A 20,304-nucleotide genomic window follows, 5' to 3' on the forward strand; every position below is an offset into this window, starting at 1 on the left:
GTCAGCGTTGCCGCAGACGCACTGTCTGAATCCTGTATCGACCTTCCCGCGTTCGCGCTTGCCTCTTAATACGAACTTGTCGCCGCAGGACCTGCACCTGATCGTCACTTTGACGCGCGCGCCGTTCAATGGTTTCCCTCGCTCTCGCCTCTATTCGAAACCATTATAGCCACAATCCGGACGCCTTAACCGCCTTCTTCGCGATGCACGAGCCTGAAAGGCGACACATCGTTGGCGTTTTGGACGTAGCGAATGCCGCGCAGCCATAGCAGGAGCATAAATGGCACGATGATCCACATCCAGGTCTTGGGGAGCGACTGCATCAGAAAATCGTATATGCCATGCCAGCCGACGGGCAGCACGAAAGCCATCGAATGGAACAAGCGGGCTTGTTTGCCTGTCGAAAACTTCGCCTTGCCCATGAAATAACCCATGACGACGCCGAACAGCGCATGTCCGGATACAGGCAGCAGCGCGCGAACGAGCAGCGATCCGAACGTGGCCGGCTCGGCGAACGCGTACAACACGTTCTCGATCGTGGCGAACCCCAGCGACACCGCCGTTGCGTACACGATGCCGTCGTAAGGCTCGTCGAACTCGGTGTGGTTGAAGACGATATGGTATAACACGAACCATTTGAAAAATTCCTCGACGCCGGCCGATATGACGAACGAGAAGGCGAATGGCGATTCGCCGAACCAGATCAGCAGTCCGCGCTGCACGATCATGATCGGGAGCACGATGAGCGCGCCGGTCACGAACATTTTGGATACCATCGACAGCGGCTCGGTATCGTAGCGGTCCTTCCAGTAGAAATAGGCGAGCAAGGCGAGACCGGGCGCGATAGCCGCGGCCATCACGGAGAAGATCAGCACGGCGAATCCCCTCCTTTCATAGGGCATAGGCGTTCATAAGGGTGTCGCAAGCGCAAAAAAAGGACAGCCGCATTAAAAACGATCGCCGTTTTAATGCAGCATGTCCGTCTGAGAGCGCCGATTCAGGCGAAATGCTCCGTCAGCACTTGCACGGCATGGGCCGGAATAACCAGCTGACCGTATTCTTCAAGCACGGCCGGCGTGACGGAAGTCGCGTCCCCGTATTCCGCAAGAATCGCGATCAGCGCGTTGTCGTTCGCGTTTTCGCCGGAGGAAGGATCGAAGCACAAAATCCAATGATTCTGATATTTGTACATCCGGCCTTCGTCCGTGATCTGGGACTTCAGCATCTTGGCGGCGCCGATGGCGTCTTCGATGTCCCGGAACCGATATATAATGGCTTCGCTTTGTTCAAGCGTGACTTCCATTTCGTACACTTCTTCGTCGAGCTCTTCCTCGGCGCCCGCCTCGGAATCCCTCTCCATTTTGCCTCTCGTGACGATGACGACCATGCCTTGCGCGGGCATCGCGAACACCTCGACCGCCAGCGGCCCGGAAGCGTCGAAGCCAAGCTCGCTGTAAGCCTGATCCATCATTTCGCTGAATAGCTCGTGTACCTTCGGAATTTCCCGCCACATGTCTTCCTTCTGGATCCCGCGTTCCGATAGATCGTCAAAGGTAAGGAAAATCCTAATCTTGTCTTGGCTAAGCCGCTCCATCCTCATGACAGGATCCTCCCTTCTGCACACGATGGGTGTTAACAGCGTATGACGCGGCAGGCGATACGTGTGTATTTTGTGCTTTAACATATGTTATCACTTCTACCCTCGAATTGCACTAGCCAAAACCCACAATTTTTAAGTATGGCACGAACCGCGGACGCGACTTTTTGCGCGTTTACGGCCGGTACGGGCAAAAAGAAACGGCGTCAGGCACCTTCCGAAAAGGAAGTTAGCCGCGACGCCGCTGGCCGATCAGATGCGATGCTGTCCGCTCTCCGCAAGAATCTCGTTGACGTCTTCGCGGACGCCCGGATCCTTCGCGACGATGCCGGCGAGCTCCCCGAGACTGTCGGAGCCGGATTTTTTTGGAAGCCGGCTGCATGAACCCTTCGCGATCCGAATCGTCTCTGCGTTCAGAATGATTGGCGTTAAAACGCATGTCGAACATTTTGCCCAGCGCGCCTTCTTTCATGCCGAAGGAGCGGTTTTTGAGCTCGCGACCGAGCATGCCGGCAGCGACGGACCATTTCGGGCTGCGGCGAATCGCGACAGTCAATGCCGCCCCCACGATACCGCCCATGACGAACGCAGACATTTTCATGCTGTCGCCTCCTCTTCACGTATTTTTGACCGCCAAAAAAAGCGTGCGGCGAATCCACGCTTAGTTTGGCTTCTGCCGTCTTCGTCATCCCGCTTAAATTCAGGAAGAAGATTGGACGCCGGGGCCGACGGGTATGGTACAATCGATGAAAGCTTCAGCTCAGCAGAAAGGAAGTCATGCACATGCCTAATATCGCCAAGGGCTGGTACGCCGCCGGCGTGCTGGCCGTCGCTTTGTCCGCCTGCGGCGGCAACGGGAACGAGCAGTCGTCTCCCTCCGCGGCCGCACCTACCGCCATGTCCACGTCGTCGCCCGCCGCGCCTTCGTCTTCGGCTGCGCCTTCCGCAACCGCTTCTCCGACGCCGTCCCCGTCGCCTGCGCCTTCGACGTCGCCTACCGCGCCGCCATCCGCATCCAAAACGTACAAAATGAACAAAAATTACGATATCGTTCCGATCGACAAATCCGCGAACGAGGCCAAGGTCGTGCTGCTCACGTTCGATGACGGCCCCAAGGACGAAAAAACGCTGAAGCCGATTCTCGACATTTTGGATAAGCACCATGCCAAGGCCATTTTTTTCGTCAACGGCTATCGCGTCAAGGCGCATCCCGAATTGCTTAAGGAAATCGACGATCGCGGACATACGGTCGGCAATCATTCGTACGATCACATCCAGCTCGGCAAAGAGAATGCCGCTTCGATCAAAGCGCAGATCGGGAAAACGCAGGACATCGTCGAATCGACGATCGGCAAGCGCCCCGTCTTTTTCCGGCCTCCCAACGCCTCCGCGAACGACGATGTACATAAGATTGCGGCCGACAACGGCCTTCTCTTTATGACCTGGTCGAACGGTTCTCTGGATTGGACGATGTCCGGCACGAAAATAAAAGACAAAACGAAAGCCATCATCGATAACGTAACGGAACAGCTCCATGCGGGCAGCAACATTTTGATGCACGAGCTGTCCTGGACGGCTGACGCGCTCGATCGACTGCTGACCACGCTGGAGGGCAAAGGCTACACGTTCGTCGATCCTTCGGCGATCCGGACAAACTCGTAACGCGACGAAGCGACGCTTACGGATCCGCTCGCGCGAATTCGGAGGCGTCGCTTCGATGTTTGCGTCGTTTCGAATTTTACGTCGTTTCGATGTTCAAACCGTTGAATAATGTTCGTATCCCCACCAGAGCAAAAAGCCGACCAATGCCGAGAAAAGGACGAGCAGCAAGCGGTAAAACCATTTGCTGTAGCTTTTGCGGATCGACGGATGAACGATCGCCCGGGGAGGCATGCCTGTCTCCGGCAATCCCGAAGCGGCCGCGGCTTCCGCGATCGCAAGTTCAAGCTGCTCGATCGACGCGGGCTCTTGGACGGCGGCTTCCTTTTCGACCGGCGACAGCGCATGTCGCTTGGCTTCTAAGTATTTGTCCCATGCTGTCGGAAGACGCTCCTCGCTCATTACTCCTCTTCCCTCCGGTACCTTATAATGATCCCCATCGTAAGATCGACTAAAAAGTGCGTTAAAATGGGCGCCCAAATCGTCCCCGTGTACGACATCAGCCATCCGAGGCCGTAGCTGATGGCGAATACCATGCCGGTCGGAATCCAATGGCGAAGGTACCTGACGTGTATCGCGGCGAAAATGATGCTCGTCCAGTACGGACCGATCGCGTGCTGGATCGCTCCCCGGAACAACAATTCCTCGCAAACGCTGACGACCGCGCATATGAGCGCGATATGCCACAGCGGCCGGTTGCGGAAGATTCGTTCGTTGACGCCTCCGTCGTCCTTCGCTTCGTCGGGAATCCATCTGGATATGCCGATGTCGAACGCGACGACGAGCGCGGCCAGCCCGGCCCCCCAGTACACAAACGAACTCAAGCTTTGAAATCGGAAGGTTTCCAATATATTCTGCCCCTGTAAAAACGCCCAAGCCAATCCGATAATGAAAGTAAGCGCCTGCGTAGCATACAGATTGACCAGCAGCATCTTGTCGCTGAGCTCGTCAACGGTCACTTTTCTTAATTTAATGTTTTTAATGTCGAATTTAGGCATGTTACCTCGTCTGATGTAAATTTTTGTTATGTACGGATGCTAATCATTTCCTTATACTTAATCTATTCATGTCGATCTACACGAGGAGTCTGCAATGGAAAAACGTCTCTCACGAACGGACCTGATCTTCGCCCTGGGCTTTTTGTTTTTTCTGATCGTCGCGATCGCCGCCTTCTTCAGCGGCGTCAAAGTCGGCACCGACCGCACGGAAGCGCTGTATGCGAAGCCGGCCGGCGCCCAGGCGTCCAAAGCGTCCGAATCTCCCAAAGCGTATGCCCAGCAGGATCTCGTATCCTTCTATCATAACGTATTTCAGCCGCATCGGGAATGGATGGCCGAGTGGTCCTCCGCCCGCATCCGCTGGCAGACCGACGATACGGTAGATCGCGCCTCTTCGCTGAAGGAGCTGGCGAAGCTGGCGGCGAGCAAGTACAACGAGTCCAAAGTGACGACCGTGTCCAGCCTGACGCCCGGCCTCATGAACGCGCAGAACAATTATTTGAAAAGCCTGAAGCTGTACGAGAGCAGCTTCGGTCAGCTCGCGGCGCAAGCCAACGAAGGCTCGGCGGCGGAGGCGCTCGCGCGCGTCTCCAAAAACGCGTATTTTACGGAAGCGGTCCGGCTCGGTCTGCTTGCGCAAAGCCAATATTACGATTCGATGCTCAAATGGGGCTCCACGGTCAATCTGTCCATGCCCGACGCGTACGAGCTGCCGAACGTGCTGGCGAATTCGGAATGGTCGAAGCTCCCGCTGCTGGTCAAAAATTCGGTGTCCGCGCAGTATATGTTCCTGAACCGGGCCGAGTACGATTACCTCCCGCAGGATTTGACCGCAAGGATCGATCAATTCATCATTTCGGGCCAGGCCGCCAAAATGAAGCAAAAAACGATCCGTTCGATCGTAGATATGCTGAACAGCACGGACGCGATTCGCAGCGGGGACTATTTGTCCCTTAAATCCAGGTATTACGCGAAGGAGCTCGTGCCGCTCCTGCCCTTCTTCTCCTCGGACACGTAATATTACGTCGAACGGGCGCGGATTGTTCCACATTTTCCATTGCATTTTCAAGGCGCGTTGCTTTACAATAAGAATCGCCGCTTTTACGAGATCACCCTCAAAACGCTGTTGGTCCGGTAGGGCCGCGGGGGTTTTAGGGTGTTTTCTATATATTCATCACTTCGTAGTACAGGGGGGATTACTATGTTTAAAGTGTTGGTATCGGATCCGATCAGCGATCTCGGCATCTCGCTCCTCGTCGAGGCAAGCGACATTTCCATCGATAAGAAAACCGGATTGTCCGAAGACGAACTCGTCGCCATCATCGGCGAATACGACGCGCTGCTCGTGCGCAGCCAGACGCGCGTCACCGAACGGATCATGACCGCCGGCAAATCGCTTAAGGTCATCGGCCGCGCTGGCGTCGGCGTTGACAATATCGACCTGGACGCCGCCACGAAGCGCGGCATCGTCGTCATCAACGCGCCGGACGGCAATACGATCACGACCTGCGAGCATACGTTCGCGATGATGATGGCGCTCGCCCGCCACATTCCTCAAGCCTATGCCAAGACGATCGGCGGCGAATGGGACCGCAAGTCGTTCGTCGGCGTCGAGCTTCGCAACAAGACGCTTGGCGTACTCGGCATGGGCCGCATCGGCAGCGAGGTCGCAGCCCGCGCCAAGGCGTTCGGCATGAAGGTGCTCGGCTACGATCCGTTCCTGACCGAAGAACGCGCAGACAAGCTGGGCGTGACGCTGGCTACCGTCGACGATGTCGTGCGCGGAGCCGACTTCATCACCGTCCACACGCCGCTGACGCCGGAAACTCGCCATATGATCGGCAAAGCCCAGTTCGAGGTCATTAAGCCCGGCGTTCGCATCGTCAACTGCGCGCGCGGCGGCATCATCGACGAACAGGCGCTGATCGAGGCGATCGATGCCGGACGCGTTGCCGGCGCCGCTTTCGACGTGTTCGAGGAAGAGCCGCCCGCGGCCGACCATCCGTTCCTGAAGCATCCGAAGGTGATCGTCACCCCCCATCTCGGCGCTTCGACGGTCGAAGCGCAGGAGAATGTCGCGATCGACGTTTCCGAGCAGCTGCTGCACATTTTGCGGAACGAGCCTTACAAAAACGCCGTCAACATGCCCCCCTGTACCCGGCGACCTGCTCGCGAAGCTTGAGCCCTTCTTCACGCTCGCGCGAAAGCTCGGAAGCTTTGCGGCGCAAATTACCGAAGGTCCGGTCAAGGAAATCAGCGTGTCCTATGCGGGCGAGCTGGCCGACGTGGATACGCAGCCTCTGACGCGCCAAGTCGTTCAAGGCGTGCTTGCGCATCATCTCGGCTCGGACCAGGTGAACGCGGTCAATGCCATGCACCTGGCCAAGATGCGCGAAGTGAACATCGTTACCACCAAGTCCCAGGCTGCCAAGGGCTTCACCAACCTGGTGACGGTCACGCTCAAGACCGGTCGTGAAGAACGTTCCGCCGCCGGCGCCCTGCTTAACGGCTTCGGTCCGCGCATCACGCAGATCGACAAGTATCCGGTCGACGTCGAATCGCAGGGCCACCTGTTGCTGATCTCCCACCACGACAAGCCGGGTATCATCGGACGCGTCGGCACGCTGCTCGGCACGAACGACGTCAACATCGCGACGATGCAGGTCGGGCGCAAGATCGTCGGCGGCGCCGCGATCATGGTGCTCGGCGTCGACAAAGCGGTTCCGAAGAACGTGCTGTCCCAGCTGGAAGAACTGCCCGACCTCAACTCGGCGAAGGAAATTCAGCTTATATAAAGCTTCTCACGACAAAAAGAGAAGACCGCCAGGCGCTTTCGCTTGGCGGTCTTCTCTTTTGTTTTCGGTCGACCACTTATGCGAATACGCCTTGAAAATATCGTTTGTAAGGCACCGTTTTTTCCGTAAACCGGAAAACGGTCCTTGATTCACGATTCAAAACATATAAAAGCAACACTTATGAGATGCGCGGAGCTGCTTTTGGAGGTAGAGCGCAACGAATATGATTTTGACTTGGTTGAAAGGCTGGAGACAAGTGTTGAAAAGTTGAAAAGCAATTAATCGGCGCGCTGATCCCGACTTCGAGGGAATAAGTGTTCAACACTTATTTGCCCAAGGACGTCGCGATCATGGGAAATAACTGCTTTTCAACCGTTATTTGATCGGCGTTGTCGTGCCCTCGAACCGCTCAGCCGGACCGCTCCTGAGCGTTTGTCGCGATTTGTCGTACATGCCAGGTAGTCGGAGGAGAGTGGCTCGTCCGCAGATTTTACACGAGATTGCTGCAAAAGACCGTCAGGACGTGCCTTTTCACTGGTTTTTCTTGATTTCCTCTTTCTTAACCTGCCGGCAGCAGCAGCTTAAACTCGGTTCCTTCGCCAAGCGCGCTGGACACGCGTATGGCGCCTTCGTGCGCCTCGACGAGATTGCGTACGATCGCGAGGCCAAGTCCCGTTCCCACCTTGGAATCGCGTTTGCGCGCCTTGTCGGCCTTGTAGAAGCGCTCGAAGATGTAGGGGGAGGTCCTCTGTCGGGATGCCTTCGCCTTCGTCCTTGACGACGATCTCGATCTGCCTTACGCCTTTGTCGCTTGTCTTCATGCACGCGCCGAGCGTAATGGAGGCGCCGGACGACGTGTGACGCAGCGCATTGTCGAGCAGATTCGTCAGCACCTGCTCCAACCGGTCGGGATCGGCGCGCCGCAGCAGCAGCCCGCTGTCTTCGCCCGACCGGACCAGTTCGATGCCCCGTTCCTTCGCAAGCGCGGAAAACTTCCGGTGCACGCGCTGCAGCAGCGCATTTACGTCGACTTCCTGCATCGTCATGTCCAAATATCCCGCTTCCAGGCGGGCAAGGTCGAGCAGATCCTTGACCAGCCTGCCCATGCGCAGCGACTCGTCGTGGATGACCTGCACCAATTCGTGCCGTTCCTCCGGCGTCTGCGCGATATCGTCGAGCAGCGCCTCGCTGTAGCCCTGCACCATCGCGACCGGCGTGCGGATCTCATGCGACACGTTGGCCACGAAGTCTTTGCGCATCTTGTCGACTCTGAATTCCTCCGTGACGTCGCGCAGTACCGCAACTACGCCGCCCGCGCTACCTTCGCCGGATGCGACCGGAGTCATGACGACCGACCATACGCCGCTTTGCACGTGGATTTTGCCGGTATGGGTCGTCCCTTTGGCGATAAGCGTATCGTAAATGTCGCGCAGCGGATCCGGCACGGTCTCCCGCTCGTTCGCCTCGCCATCGTCTTCCCATTTCAGGTCGCGCCAAATATCGAGCAGATGCTGTCCCTCCGGATTGGTCAGCTTGACCCTGCCGTTGGCGTCGAACAGCAGAACCGCGTCGCTCATGCTGCGCAGCACGCCGTCAAGCTGATCGCGCTCGTGTTGGATATCGCGAATGAGCGTATTGAGCTCGGAGGCCATCTGATTGAAGCTGTTGGCGAGCTCGCCGATCTCATCCCACGAGCGCACGACGAGGCGCGTCGAATACTCGCCCTGCGCCACCCGGTTCGCGGCCTGCTTCATCTCCCGAAGCGGCTGCGTGATTTTCGTGAGCAAAAAAAACGCGAAGAACGTCGTAAGCAAGAAGCCTACGGCGCCCGAATAAATGAACAGATGCTTGATCTCGGCGAGCGAGTCCGCGCTGACCGTCACGTCGACGATCTTCAGAAGGAAGAGGCCGACGGTCGAGATGACGACGGCGACCAGCAGGATGATCGTCAGCCACAGCTTGCCGACTACGGTTCTCCAGATCGCCATCGCTTATTTCGCCACCTCGAGTTTGTAGCCGACGCCCCATACGGTCGTGATCATCGCGGCGGCTTCGGTCGAGACGCGGTTCAGCTTTTCGCGGAGCCGCTTGACATGCGTGTCGACCGTACGCAGATCTCCGAAGAAGTCATAGTTCCAGACGTCCTTAAGCAAATCTTCGCGGGAGAACACTTTATCCGGCGAGCTTGCCAAATAGTGCAGCAGCTCGTACTCCTTCGGCGTCAGGTTCACTTCCTGTCCGCCTGCGGTGACGCGGTGCGCGTCATGCTCGATGACCAGATGCGGGAAGACGATGTTGTTGCTCGTGTTCAGCTCTTTGGACAAAAATGCCGTCGCGGAAGATCTCCGCAAAATCGCCTTGATGCGGAAGATCACTTCGCGCGGGCTGAACGGCTTGACGACGTAATCGTCTGCGCCTGCTTCAAAGCCCTGGACGCGGTTCACTTCCTCGCCCTTGGCCGTCAACATGATGACCGGCGTCGCCTTGGATTGACGCAAGCGCGCGCAAACCTCCATGCCGTCGATGCCGGGCAGCATCAAGTCGAGTACGATCAAGTCGTATTCTTCCTGAAGCGCCAGCTTCAGCGCCGTCTCTCCGTCTTCGGCTTCCTCGATCACATAGCCTTCTTTTTCCAAATACATGCGCAGCAGGCGACGGATGCGCTCCTCGTCGTCCACGACCAATATGCGATTGCCGGCGTTCATGATAGGGTTCGGCCCCTTTCTTCACTAAAATCCGCTTGTCTTATTATAACGGTTAAACGCCGGCGTAGGAATGCAGGCCCGCGATGACGAGGTTGACGCCGATCAGCGTGAACAACACCACGATAAAGCCGATGACCGCAAGCCATGCGGATCGGGTGCCCTGCCAGCCTCTCGACAGCCGCAGATGCAGATAAGCGCTGTAGAACAGCCAGGTGATAAGCGCCCATACTTCCTTCGGATCCCAGCCCCAGAATCTCGACCAGGCGATCTGCGCCCAGATCATGGCGAAGATGAGCGCGCCGAGCGTAAATATCGGGAACCCGATCGCGATCGCCCGGTAACTGATCTCGTCGAGATCCTCCGGATCGATATCGGACAGATGCGGATGGATGACGGCGGCGATCGGCTTGCGCGCGATCAGCCGCAGGAGGCCGTACAGGACCGCGCCCGACAGCAGCGACCAGATGACGGTATTCAGCTTGCGGCCCGCATTGACGCCGTTCATCCACGACGGCGCTTCGAACAGCGGATCTTTGATGCCGAGGTAAGGCTGCATGGACAGCTTTTCGCTATTGTACGGCGCCACGATCGGCGGCAGGCCGTATTCGACCGTTTGCGTGACGCTTTGCTGGACGCCTTGCTGGTCGATGCTCACTTTCTCCTGCTGGAACTTGGCTTCATAGCCGCCGCCGCGGAAGGCGAACACGGACACGAGGAAGCCAATGATCACCACCATGAAAAACAGGACGAACTCCACCCATTTCTGCTCGCGGCGGCCCGCTTTGTCGGTACGCGCGAAGTCGATGACGCGGAGCAGCTGCACGAGCGCGGCGGCGAAGCCGACCGCGAAGAACGCTTCGCCCGTAGCGGCCGTCGTCACGTGAATCTTCAGCCAGTAGTTATTGAGCGCTGGGATAAGCGGCTGCACTTCCGACGGGAACACGGCCGCATACGCGATAATGATGACGACGAGCGGGATGGCGAACGCGCCGAGCAGGTTGTTGCGGTAGATCAGGTGCACGATGATGAAGGCGAAGACGATGGCCATCGCCAGAAACGTCATGAACTCGTACATATTGCTCGTCGGGATATGGCCGCCGCCTTTCCAGCGCGTAAAAAAGAAGGTCAGGTGGCACGCCCAGCCGGCAACCGCCAGAATGAAGCCAAAGCGGCCCCAGCGGCGATTGTGGTCCTCGGGCTTGCGGTTGCTCCAGCGCTTGCCGCCCACCGCGATCGCATAACAAATGAACGACGCGCAGTAAAGGTAAAAGGCGGCCTGGAATGCGGTGCTGCTGATATCAAGCCAGTTCAACGTGAATTCCTCCTGTTATCGAGCGCCTTCGGATCGACGACGATGCCGCATTTGGCGAGCGCCGACGCCGTTTCGCTTCGAATGCCGTACGTATTTTTGTTCGTATGCGCGCCAAGCGTGAGCTTGCCCTCGTCGATGCGCAGCCAGATACGCCTGTGATGCCAGTAGAAGCCCATCACGAGGCCGATCATCGAGATCGCCGCTCCTACCCATACGTATGGCATCGCCCGGTCGACCCGAACGTTCAGAAAAGTCGTATACTGCGAAAACGTCACGTTTTCCATTTTGCCGACCTCGAAATTGAAGCGGCCCGTATTGCTCCCGAGCTTTTTAAAGCTGTCGTTGATCTGCTGTTGAACGCCTTTGTCGGCCGCGCTCGGCATCGGGAAGTAGATGTACAGCTCTCCCTTTTCGTCGAGATCCGGGCCGGTGATCCGAAAGACGAAAGCGGGATTGTTGAAGTCTCGGGACTTGGTCATCGGACGGCCTTCCTCGTCGAGACCGAAGTCGGGATAGACGTCGTTCAGCGTCAGCGTATACGGACCAGCCTGCGATTTTTCCGCGGGGTCGTTCATTTTCAGGTCGAACGGCCCGTAGGATTGGTCGCCCTGGGCATCGAGCAGCATCGGCTTGACTTCGATGAGCCGGATCTTTTGCTCGAAGTTGTATTGGTACAGCTTCAGTCCCTTGTATTCGAGCGGCGAATTCACTTCGATGTCGTGCGATTGGACCTTCTCCAGCACGGGATCGTGCAGCGGGTCGTCGTCGCAGTATTGCGTACACGCATAAAGCGTCGCCTGCGTCTGGTACAACTTGGCGCGGAGCGTTCCCTTCAATTGCTCGGGCAGCTCTTCGTCCTTGTAGTAGTCGACGGTGAATTTGTCGTTGCCGACATAATAGTTCGTACCGGGAATCTGCTTGACCTGATGCTCGTCGATGCTCACGTATTGATCCATATGCCAGGCCGGTACGCTTCGGCCGAGCACCGCCAGCAGGAAAAGAATCAATCCGATGTGGTTGATGTAAGGCCCCCAGCGGCTGAACCGATTTTTCTCGGCGAGCAGCGCGGTGCCCTCGGTCCATACGCGATAGCGCTTGCGCTTCAGCTGTGCCCCGAAGTCCGCGATCCACTTTTCGGCGTCTCCGGGAATATCGGTCTCGAGCACGGTCTGCTGGCGGGAGAGGAACGTCAGATGCTTGCGAACCTGCTGTTTGGACAGCGCCTTGTAGAGCGGCAGCACGCGGTCCAGGCTGCAGACGACGAGCGATGTGCCGATCATGACGAGCAGGCCGATGAACCACCAGGATTCGTACGTGCGGGACAAGCCTAACGTCTGGTAGATCGCGCCCCATGTGCCATACGTTTCTTTGTAAAACGCGGCCGGATCGTCGAGGTTGATAAAAGTGCTCTCTTGCGGGTAAATCGTGCCGATCGCCGCGCCGACCAAGGTGAGAATGATGAGCCAGATGGCGATCTTGACCGACGAAAAGAAGTTCCAGACGCGGTCGATGACGTCCGGATTCTGCTTCTGCGAACGCCTGGCCGCGCCGTCGTAGCGCATCTCCAGCGGCGAATCCAGCGGAAGGTCGTCCACCAGCGGCTTGCCGCAGGATTCGCAGAGCACGGTCCCCGTCGGATTCTGGTGACCGCACTCGCATTTGGTATTCTGTATCAACTCTTGCTGCCTCCTGTCAGAGCCCTAATCCTTGCCGAGCAGCAGCGCGATGCGGGATTCGATCGTCTCCTCGCTCATCGGACCGCCGATGACGATATCCTGAATCTTGCCGTCGGCCGAAATAAAAAAAGTGGTCGGATACTGCTTCAGGCCGTATTTGCGTTCGGTCTTTTTGTTTTTGTCGAGCAGAACGGGAAAATCGATATCGTAAGACCTGAGGAAGCTGCCGACGCTGACGCGGTCCTCGCTCAGATTGATGCCGACCAGCTGGACGCCCTGCGCCTTCCATTTGTCGTACTGGGCTTGAAGCGCCGGCATCTCATTGCGGCACGGCGGGCAGAACGTGCCCCAGAAGTTGACCACGAGCGGCTTGCCCCGGTACGATTCGAGACTGTGCGTCTGGCCGTCGAGGCCGAGCAAATCGAACGCGGGCGCAGCGCTTCCGGGTTTAAGCGCTTTATTGGGCGTCAGAAATGACTGGCCGATCGCGTATCCGCCGACAAGCAGCACGACGGCCAGGATGATGTATTGAATCGGTTTGCGATAACGCTTCACTTTGTCACCACCGGCGTCTTTTGTTCCATTATAGCGAAAATACCGGATTCGCAGGCAGGCGCCCGGAGCTCCGGTTTTGAACATTGTGTGACACGCGATGACATGTTTGTGTCCCGCGCTTGAAGTGCCGCCTTACCCTCCGCGTTCCGCTTTTTTCGCGGCGTCGCGCAGCGACTGGACCTCGGCCTCCGACAGCTTGCGGTATTTGCCGCGCTGCAGGTTGTCCAGCGTGAGTCCGCCGAACGATACCCGCTTCAGCCGGATGACCGGATGATGGATCGCCTCGAACATCCGCCTCACCTGGCGGTTGCGCCCTTCGCGGATCGTGATCGAGATCGTCGCTTGGTTGCTTTCCGGATCGACGTCGTGATATTCGATCTCGGCAGGCGCCGTCATGCCGTCCTCAAGCTTGATCCCCTTCTGGAGCTTGTCCAGCGCGTCGCCGTGCGGCACCCGCTCGACGGTCGCCAGGTACGTCTTCGCCACGTGATGTCTCGGATGGGTGAGCAGGTTGGCGAGTTCGCCGTCGTTCGTTAGCAACAGCAGACCCTCGGTATCGTAGTCGAGCCTGCCGACGGGGTAGACGCGTTCCTTGACCCCTTTAAGAAAGTCGGTCACGACCGTGCGGCCCTTTTCGTCGTGCATGCTCGTGATGACGCCTTTGGGCTTATTGAACAGCAAGTAAAGCTTGCTCTCGGATTTGATCTTTTTTCCGTTCACCGCGATCGCGTCCTTGACCGGATCGGCCTTGACGCCGAGCGCCTTGACCACTTCGCCGTTAACCGTCACCTTGCCGGCCGCGATGAGCTCCTCGCATTTGCGTCTGGATGCGACGCCTGCGTTCGCGAGTATTTTCTGCAATCGTTCTTCCACTGATGGTTCACCTCACCCCCCATCATACTCCGATGGCGGGAATTGCACAACTTGGGCGGAGAATCCTGAAGGAGGGCGCGTTAAAAAAAGGAGCCAGCATGCGAACACGGCCGCGAAAAAGCCGACCGCGTCGGAAAACAGGCCGACCTTGAGCGCGTACCGGGCGTTGCGGATGCCGACGGCGCCGAAGTACACCGTTACGACGTACAGCGTCGTGTCGGTGCTGCCCTGGACGACGGAAGCGATCCGGCCGATCAAAGAGTCCGGACCGTAGGTTTTGATGAGGTCGGTCGCAAAAGCGAGCGAGCCCGCGCCCGTAATCGGACGAAGCAGCCCGAGCGGAAGCACTTCGGCGGGGATGCCGAGCGAACTGAACAAAGGGGCGATCCAGCCGATCAGCAAATCCATCGCGCCGGAGGCGCGAAACATGCTGATGGCGGTCATCATGCCGACGAGGTGGGGAATGATGGCGACGGCCGTCTGGAAGCCGTCCTTGGCGCCGTCGACGAACGTTTCGTACACAGGCACCTTGCGGAATGCGGCGACGAGCGGGATCAGGACGATAAACATGGGGATCGCCCAGGCGGAGAGCGCGTGCAAGGCGGCAACCATAGCGAACGCTCCTTTCTCCCTCGAATCTGGAAACTTGACGCGCTAAAACGATGCCGGCGGCCCGGCCGCATGACGGCCCGGCGCCGCTGTCGACGGCGGTTGCACCGGCGGCGCCCCGCGCTTTTCACGGCGGCGGTACCAGCGATCGGCTAAGATGGCGGCTCCGGTCGAGATGGCCGTCGCGAGCAACGTCGGTCCGATGATATCGGCAGGGTGCGCCGAGCCGAAGTTCATGCGGATCGCGATCAGCGTCGTCGGCACGATCGTGATGCTCGCCGTGTTGAGCGCCAGCAGCGTGCACATCGCCGGCGTCGCCACCGCCGGATTCGAATTGAGCTTCTGGAGCTCCTGCATGGCGCGGATGCCCATCGGGGTGGCGGCATTGCCGAGCCCGAGCAGGTTGGCGCTCATGTTGGACAATATGTAGCCGAGCGCGGGATGATCCTTCGGCACGTCGGGGAACAACCAACGTACGACGGGCGCCATCAGCAGCGACAAGCGCCGCACGATGCCGGAAGCTTCGGCGATTTTCATCAGTCCCATCCAGAATACGAGAATGCTGATCAAGCCGAAGCATACGGTGACGCCCGTCTGCGCGCCTGAAAAAGCGGCTTCGGTCACCTGCTGGACGCGGCCGTTGACAGCGCCGAAGAGGACGCTGAGCCCGATCATCCCGAGCCAGATCCAGTTGACCATAAGACCGCCTCCTTCATGAGGGTTGTCGCTTACGGCGACGGCGTAAGCGGCAGCAGCTCGACGGCGCCGATCGGCGCTCCGTTTAACCGATACGTCAGCCTTCCCCCGGTAGCCGAGCTTGTAATCGGTCGTATCGGGGCCATACAGATCGACGCGCCGATCGACCTTTTCCCGCTCGCCTGCCGCGAACGGATAACACAGCGTCGATGCGGCTGCGAACGGATAATCGAGCACCGCGTCGCCCTTGGCGACCAGTTGCTCCGTCCGGTACGCGGCAAAGCCGTAGTCGAGCAGCTTGGCATGGTCGTTCCAGTCGTTCCCGTCGTTCAGCGTCACGGCCGCCAGCTGCCTGCCGCCCCGCGTCGCGGAGCTGACGAGCGTTCGCAGCGCCTGCTTCGTATAACCCGTCTTGACGCCGTCAGCGCCTTCGTATAATTGAAGCATTTTATTTTTGTTGACCCATTTATAATCCCAATCCTCGCCTGGATTCGGCGCCGTCTTCACCTTCGTGCCGACGATCTCCCTGAAGGTCGGGTCGTGCAGCGCGTAGGCCGCGAGCTTCGCCATATCGTTCGCGCTGGCGTAATGGCCTTTTTTGATCCAGTCCGCTCGGATTGGCGAAGCGGCTGTTCGTCATGCCGATCTCCTCGGCTTTGGCATTCATTAAAAACACGAAGCCGTCCTGCGAGCCGCCGACATGCTCGGCGATCGCCGTCGCGGCGTCGTTGCCCGAACGCAGCATAAGCCCGTACAGCATGTCCTTCAGCTTCATTTTTTCGCCGACCTTCAAATAGATCGACGAACCTTCCTTGCCCGCCGCCCGGCTGCTGACCGTCACGATGCCGTCCAGATCGCCGCGCTCGATCGCGATGATCGCGGTCATGATCTTGGTCGTGCTCGCGATCAGCATCGGCTCGTCGCCGCGGCTGCTGTAGAGCAGCCGGCCGCTCGTCACGTCGATCAGCGCGGCAGCCTTCGCATGGGTCGCGGGCTTGCCGGGCTCCGACTGCGCCGGCACGGCAGGCGATGGCAGCGCGCCGTTCATCGCTGCCAATGAAGCGGCTGCCGTCGACAGATTCGGCGTTAGGAACAAAGTCAGCGCGGCTGTCGCCACGGTCGCGATCGTCCTGAGGCGCGAGCGGCCGCGAATTTTCGTTTGAGCTTGCATCAACGGTTTCCTCCCTGCGGGCTTGCTTGTCTGCCAACCGTCTCTCCATTGTATGCGGGCATGTCCGCGCTTATGCGGCCGCCCCAATGCTTGTTCGCATAGAAAGAAGCGCAAGGCGGACGCCCGGTTCGGGCAAGCCTTGCGCTCATTTTCGCCGCTTGCGCGCGCGCAGGGGGCTCAGTGCGAGTTGCGATCGGGATCGGTCGGCATCGGTGCGATGCGGCGATCCTCGATCAGCTCGTCCTTTTCGCCGCGGAACATGCGCTGCAGCTTGTCGACCCATGTCGGCGCGGCATCGATCAGCCGTTCGAACAGATGCGTCTGATTGTCAAGCGGCACGACCTTGACGCCTTGCGCGCCGACGACGAGAAACGCGATCGGACTGATCGATACGCCGCCCCCGCTGCCGCCGCCGAACGGCATTTGCACGCTTGCGTTGTGGCCGCCTTCCTGCTGATTTTGACCTTGCTTGCGCTTGCCTTGCTCGTCCATGCCCTGAAATTCGGAGCCGCCGGCCGCGAATCCGAAGCCGACTTTGCTGATCGGCAGGATGACGCTTCCGTCCGGCGTCTGAACGGGCTCGCCGACGATCGTGTTGACGTCGACCATTTCCTTGATGTTTTCCATTGCGGTCTGCATCAAGCCCTGAATCGGATGTTCGGACATGCGCTTGCTCGCCTCCTATGCGTTATGCTGCGCGGCATTCGGATAAATGAAGCCTTCCGCCAGCTATAGGTTAACCTTCGCCGGCGCGGAATATGTAATCCGGAAACCTGGTTTCGCGTCCAAACCATGCAGCGTTCCACTACGTCCGGGTCGCTTGCGTCGGCACCGAACGCCAATCCCGGTATGCTTTGCGAAGCGCGGAACCGTAATGCAGACGCGGCAGCAGCCTCAGCGCGTGCGCGAGAACGGCACCAGCCCGTATGCGAAAATCCGCTTCCCAGACGACAGACAATTCGACGCCGGCGTAAACGGGCTTCACCTGGCCGTGCGGACGCGTTTTCAGCCGGAAGAAGCGGTCCAGCGCGCCGGTCGCGATGCCCATGAACGTCCAGCAGAGCCCCGTCGCTACCGCGGTCGATGCCGCGTCTCCCGTCCCGATCCGGATATCCATCCGATAGCGCGTGCATTCGATTTTCCGAAGCCCGTCGAACATCCAGCCCTTCAGCTCCCGCACGGAGACGAGCATTTCCCTCACGGCGAGCCTTAGTCTTTGCAAGCCTCTCAGATTGATCAGCCGCTTCCCCGTCTTGGGAGCCGTTTGCCCCGCGCCCGTCGCTTCCGTCTGCTCCTTCACATGATAGGACAGTCCGGTTTTCGAAATTTGGATCGTTGGGACTTCGACGTGAATCCGGAACAGTCCGAACAGGGCGTGCACGATCACGATGAGCTGGTCCAGCTTGCCGCTGCGGGAATACCTGATCCGGAAGCGGACGAAGGACGAGCATGCGGCGACGACGGCGGACAGGAGACATGCCGCCGCGGCCCAATACCAAAAAACCATACGCTCCCCGCCTTTCGCATGGGGATAGTATGGCCTTGGCGCATGGGATCATGCGCATCGTACGTTTAGAATTCCCAGTCGTCGGACTTCGGCGCAGGCGCCGTCGTACGCGCTTCCTCATCGTCTTCGTCCGCGCGGATTCGATCCGCCGTCGGCGCTTCGTCGTCTTCGTCGGACGGCAATCCTTCAAGCAGCGCGCGATCCAGGTCGTCGAGCGACAACTGTCGGCCTTCGATGCGCTCGAACAGCATCCGCGTGCGCTCCTCCATGTCTTCGTCCGCATCGGCCGAGACGACGGGATCGGGCAGATCTTCGATGCCCGACAAGCCGAAGTAGTCGAGAAACGCTTTGGTCGTGCCGTACAGGATCGGACGGCCGATCTGCTCCGCGCGGCCGACCTCTTCGATCAAATCTTTGGCGACCAGCGTCTGCAGGGGTCTCTCGGCCTTGACGCCCCGGATCTCTTCGATCTCGACGCGCGTGATCGGTTGGCGGTAAGCGACGATGGACAGCGTCTCGAGCGCCGCCTGCGAGAGCGGCGTGCGCGCCGGCGAATAGGCGAGCTTTTCGAAGTAAGCCGTATGCTCGGGCGCGGTCGTGAGCCGGTACGTGCCCGCGATTTCCGCGATGCGTATGCCGCGTTTGCGCCGGGTAAGATCTTTCTGAAGATCTTTGACGATGTCGGTGACGACGTCGCCGTCCACCTCGACGATTTCCGCGATCGTTTTTTCGTGAGCCCGTCTTCTCCCGCGACGAACAGCAGCCCTTCAAGTACCGATTTCAAGGTCGAATAATCCATCGTCGTCGGCCTCCCTTCCCGTCCACGTCAGCACGATCTCGTCGAACAGTCCGCTCTGGTGGCAGCTGACCCAGCGACGCTTCATAAGCTCCAGCACAGCCAAAAACGTGGCTACGATCTCCTCGCGCACCGGCGAATCGCCGATGAGCTGGGAAAACATCACCTTCGCTTGTCCGGCTTCGCCGCGCGATTTGAGCACCGACATGATGTCGCGGATTCGATCCTTCACGGAGATCTCGTCCCGTTGAATGGCCGATATCCGGTTTCTGCCGGCCGCCCGCCTCAGCGCCTTGCGAAACGCGCGGACCAAATCGTCGACGTGCAGCCCTTCGACCGGATTGCGCTTCACGGAAGGCTCGAACGGCGACAGGTCGTAAGGCTCGCGCGTGAAAACCAGGCTGCGTTCGAGCTCGTGCTCGCGCAGCTGGCCGGCGATCGCCTTGTATTTGCGGTATTCGATCAGCTTGCGGATGAGCTCCTCGCGCGGATCCTCGCCGAAGTCGTCGGATTCCGTCAGCCAAGGCTCGTCCGTAACCGGCGGCTTGGGCAGCAGTTGCCTGCTTTTCATCGACAGCAGCGTGGCGGCCATCACGAGAAATTCGCTCGTCACGTCCAGCTCCAGCTCGGTCATCGCCTCGAGATAGGACATATATTGATCGGTAATGTCGCTGATCGAGATATCTTCGATGGCGATCTCCGCTTTGTCGATCAGATGGAGCAGCAGATCGAGCGGGCCTTCGAACGATTCAAGCTTGTATAACACGGTCGTGCCGATGTTCAATCACCCTTCCCAGCGTTCAAGCGATGCCCCGGACAGCGTCGAAGACGGCGTATCGCCACGCCGCCTTCATCGGCTTCCGGCCTTCGGGACCGAGCGATCAGCCTTGCAGCGCCCGGGTCAGGTTGGCCATTTCGATCGCCGTCGCCGCCGCTTCCCAGCCCTTGTTGCCCGCTTTGGTGCCTGCGCGTTCGATCGCTTGCTCGATGCTGTCGACGGTCAGCACGCCAAATACCGTCGGGACGCCCGTCTTCAGTCCGACCGCGGCGACGCCCTTGGCGGCTTCGTTGCACACATAATCGAAATGCGGCGTCGAGCCGCGGATGACGGCGCCGAGCGTGATGACCGCGTCATACTTCCCGCTCTCGGCCATTTTTTGCGCGATCAGCGGAATCTCGAATGCGCCCGGCACCCAGGCGACCTCGACCTCGTGATCCTCCGCGCCGTGGCGCTTGAACGCGTCGAGCGCGCCGCTCAGCAGCTTGGAAGAGATAAACTCGTTGAAGCGCCCTACGACGACGCCGTATTTTAACCCCTGGGAGATGAGATTGCCTTCATATACGAATGCCATATA

Annotated in this window: 19 protein-coding genes and 4 pseudogenes; 3 read left to right on the plus strand and 20 right to left on the minus strand. The window is 58.9% G+C overall.

Annotated elements, in window-relative coordinates; genetic code table 11:
* Positions 1-185: 185 nt before the first annotated feature.
* From prsW to OMP40_RS40645, 4 genes are all read right to left on the minus strand, one after another.
* Entirely contained in the window at positions 186-875 is a 690-nt protein-coding gene (gene prsW / locus OMP40_RS30345; RefSeq protein ID WP_277536899.1) for a glutamic-type intramembrane protease PrsW, read from the minus strand.
* Between the two features lie 122 nt (positions 876-997).
* Positions 998-1,600, minus strand: coding sequence for a genetic competence negative regulator (locus tag OMP40_RS30350; RefSeq protein WP_277536901.1), 603 nt, complete (start codon positions 1,598-1,600; stop codon positions 998-1,000).
* A gap of 226 nt (positions 1,601-1,826) precedes the next feature.
* Complete coding sequence (locus tag OMP40_RS30355; RefSeq protein ID WP_277536903.1) at positions 1,827-2,198, minus strand: hypothetical protein; 372 nt, start codon at positions 2,196-2,198, stop codon at positions 1,827-1,829.
* Between the two features lie 154 nt (positions 2,199-2,352).
* Positions 2,353-2,634 (minus strand): hypothetical protein, encoded by a 282-nt coding sequence (locus OMP40_RS40645; RefSeq protein ID WP_338131272.1) that lies wholly within the window; start codon positions 2,632-2,634, stop codon positions 2,353-2,355.
* On the opposite strand from OMP40_RS40645, the gene OMP40_RS30360 reads away from it, so the two are divergent.
* Positions 2,627-3,259, plus strand: coding sequence for a polysaccharide deacetylase family protein (locus OMP40_RS30360; RefSeq protein WP_338131273.1), 633 nt, complete (start codon positions 2,627-2,629; stop codon positions 3,257-3,259). The genes OMP40_RS40645 and OMP40_RS30360 overlap by 8 nt on opposite strands.
* 93 nt (positions 3,260-3,352) lie before the next feature.
* Here OMP40_RS30360 and OMP40_RS30365 read toward each other — a convergent pair whose 3' ends face one another.
* Both OMP40_RS30365 and OMP40_RS30370 read right to left on the minus strand, forming a co-directional pair.
* Positions 3,353-3,658, minus strand: coding sequence for a hypothetical protein (locus OMP40_RS30365; RefSeq protein ID WP_277536906.1), 306 nt, complete (start codon positions 3,656-3,658; stop codon positions 3,353-3,355).
* Complete coding sequence (locus OMP40_RS30370; RefSeq protein WP_277536908.1) at positions 3,658-4,254, minus strand: CPBP family intramembrane glutamic endopeptidase; 597 nt, start codon at positions 4,252-4,254, stop codon at positions 3,658-3,660. Before OMP40_RS30370 ends, OMP40_RS30365 begins: the two co-directional genes overlap by 1 nt.
* Positions 4,255-4,348: 94 nt before the next feature.
* Here OMP40_RS30370 and OMP40_RS30375 point away from each other — a divergent pair, with 94 nt between their 5' ends.
* Both OMP40_RS30375 and serA read left to right on the plus strand, forming a co-directional pair.
* Entirely contained in the window at positions 4,349-5,272 is a 924-nt protein-coding gene (locus OMP40_RS30375; RefSeq protein ID WP_277536910.1) for a hypothetical protein, read from the plus strand.
* Positions 5,273-5,455: 183 nt separating this feature from the next.
* Positions 5,456-7,049: pseudogene (gene serA, locus OMP40_RS30380) on the plus strand (phosphoglycerate dehydrogenase).
* A gap of 559 nt (positions 7,050-7,608) precedes the next feature.
* Here serA and OMP40_RS30390 read toward each other — a convergent pair.
* The 14 genes and pseudogenes from OMP40_RS30390 to ribH all read right to left on the minus strand — a co-directional run bounded on the left by OMP40_RS30390 (position 7,609) and on the right by ribH (position 20,301).
* Positions 7,609-8,803, minus strand: a pseudogene (locus OMP40_RS30390) (sensor histidine kinase).
* Between the two features lie 237 nt (positions 8,804-9,040).
* The gene (locus tag OMP40_RS30395) at positions 9,041-9,757 is read right to left on the minus strand and encodes a response regulator transcription factor (protein ID WP_277538132.1); all 717 of its coding nucleotides are present in this window, start codon (positions 9,755-9,757) and stop codon (positions 9,041-9,043) included.
* Between the two features lie 49 nt (positions 9,758-9,806).
* Complete coding sequence (ccsA, locus tag OMP40_RS30400; RefSeq protein WP_277536914.1) at positions 9,807-11,066, minus strand: cytochrome c biogenesis protein CcsA; 1,260 nt, start codon at positions 11,064-11,066, stop codon at positions 9,807-9,809.
* Positions 11,063-12,742 (minus strand): cytochrome c biogenesis protein ResB, encoded by a 1,680-nt coding sequence (gene resB / locus OMP40_RS30405; protein WP_277536916.1) that lies wholly within the window; start codon positions 12,740-12,742, stop codon positions 11,063-11,065. The genes ccsA and resB overlap by 4 nt, the downstream gene beginning before the upstream one ends.
* A gap of 24 nt (positions 12,743-12,766) precedes the next feature.
* A complete protein-coding gene (locus tag OMP40_RS30410; protein ID WP_277536918.1) occupies positions 12,767-13,297 on the minus strand; it encodes a redoxin domain-containing protein in 531 nt (176 codons plus the stop codon).
* 132 nt (positions 13,298-13,429) lie between these two features.
* Positions 13,430-14,170 carry a pseudouridine synthase gene (locus OMP40_RS30415; protein WP_277536920.1) on the minus strand — a complete coding sequence of 247 codons (741 nt, stop codon included), beginning with the start codon at positions 14,168-14,170 and terminating at the stop codon, positions 13,430-13,432.
* Positions 14,171-14,182: 12 nt separating this feature from the next.
* On the minus strand, positions 14,183-14,782 hold the full coding sequence (locus OMP40_RS30420; RefSeq protein WP_277536922.1) for a spore maturation protein: 600 nt from the start codon (positions 14,780-14,782) through the stop codon (positions 14,183-14,185).
* 42 nt (positions 14,783-14,824) lie between these two features.
* On the minus strand, positions 14,825-15,478 hold the full coding sequence (locus OMP40_RS30425) for a nucleoside recognition domain-containing protein (RefSeq protein WP_277536925.1): 654 nt from the start codon (positions 15,476-15,478) through the stop codon (positions 14,825-14,827).
* Between the two features lie 29 nt (positions 15,479-15,507).
* Positions 15,508-16,523 (minus strand): annotated as a pseudogene (locus OMP40_RS30430) (D-alanyl-D-alanine carboxypeptidase family protein).
* A gap of 300 nt (positions 16,524-16,823) precedes the next feature.
* Entirely contained in the window at positions 16,824-17,312 is a 489-nt protein-coding gene (gene ytfJ / locus OMP40_RS30435; RefSeq protein ID WP_277536927.1) for a GerW family sporulation protein, read from the minus strand.
* A 139-nt stretch (positions 17,313-17,451) separates the two neighbouring features.
* Positions 17,452-18,153, minus strand: coding sequence for a DUF2953 domain-containing protein (locus OMP40_RS30440; protein ID WP_277536929.1), 702 nt, complete (start codon positions 18,151-18,153; stop codon positions 17,452-17,454).
* 65 nt (positions 18,154-18,218) lie between these two features.
* A pseudogene (gene scpB, locus OMP40_RS30445) lies at positions 18,219-18,952 on the minus strand (SMC-Scp complex subunit ScpB).
* Entirely contained in the window at positions 18,921-19,733 is an 813-nt protein-coding gene (locus tag OMP40_RS30450; protein ID WP_277536931.1) for a segregation and condensation protein A, read from the minus strand. The pseudogene scpB and the gene OMP40_RS30450 overlap by 32 nt, the downstream one beginning before the upstream one ends.
* A gap of 97 nt (positions 19,734-19,830) precedes the next feature.
* Complete coding sequence (gene ribH, locus OMP40_RS30455) at positions 19,831-20,301, minus strand: 6,7-dimethyl-8-ribityllumazine synthase (protein ID WP_217592710.1); 471 nt, start codon at positions 20,299-20,301, stop codon at positions 19,831-19,833.
* Positions 20,302-20,304 lie beyond the last annotated feature (3 nt).

Source organism: Cohnella rhizosphaerae, assembly GCF_029525575.1.
GTDB lineage: Bacteria > Bacillota > Bacilli > Paenibacillales > Paenibacillaceae > Cohnella > Cohnella rhizosphaerae.

Bases quoted from the DNA above. Each gene is read 5' to 3' on its own strand.
- OMP40_RS30350 (WP_277536901.1), bottom strand. From the start codon at position 1,600: ATGAGGATGGAGCGGCTTAGCCAAGACAAGATTAGGATTTTCCTTACC.
- OMP40_RS30355 (WP_277536903.1), bottom strand. From the start codon at position 2,198: ATGAAAATGTCTGCGTTCGTCATGGGCGGTATCGTGGGGGCGGCATTG.
- OMP40_RS30360 (WP_338131273.1), top strand. From the start codon at position 2,627: ATGAACAAAAATTACGATATCGTTCCGATCGACAAATCCGCGAACGAG.
- OMP40_RS30365 (WP_277536906.1), bottom strand. From the start codon at position 3,658: ATGAGCGAGGAGCGTCTTCCGACAGCATGGGACAAATACTTAGAAGCC.
- OMP40_RS30370 (WP_277536908.1), bottom strand. From the start codon at position 4,254: ATGCCTAAATTCGACATTAAAAACATTAAATTAAGAAAAGTGACCGTT.
- OMP40_RS30375 (WP_277536910.1), top strand. From the start codon at position 4,349: ATGGAAAAACGTCTCTCACGAACGGACCTGATCTTCGCCCTGGGCTTT.
- OMP40_RS30420 (WP_277536922.1), bottom strand. From the start codon at position 14,782: ATGGTTGCCGCCTTGCACGCGCTCTCCGCCTGGGCGATCCCCATGTTT.
- OMP40_RS30425 (WP_277536925.1), bottom strand. From the start codon at position 15,478: ATGGTCAACTGGATCTGGCTCGGGATGATCGGGCTCAGCGTCCTCTTC.
- ytfJ (WP_277536927.1), bottom strand. From the start codon at position 17,312: ATGTCCGAACATCCGATTCAGGGCTTGATGCAGACCGCAATGGAAAAC.
- OMP40_RS30440 (WP_277536929.1), bottom strand. From the start codon at position 18,153: ATGGTTTTTTGGTATTGGGCCGCGGCGGCATGTCTCCTGTCCGCCGTC.
- ribH (WP_217592710.1), bottom strand. From the start codon at position 20,301: ATGGCATTCGTATATGAAGGCAATCTCATCTCCCAGGGGTTAAAATAC.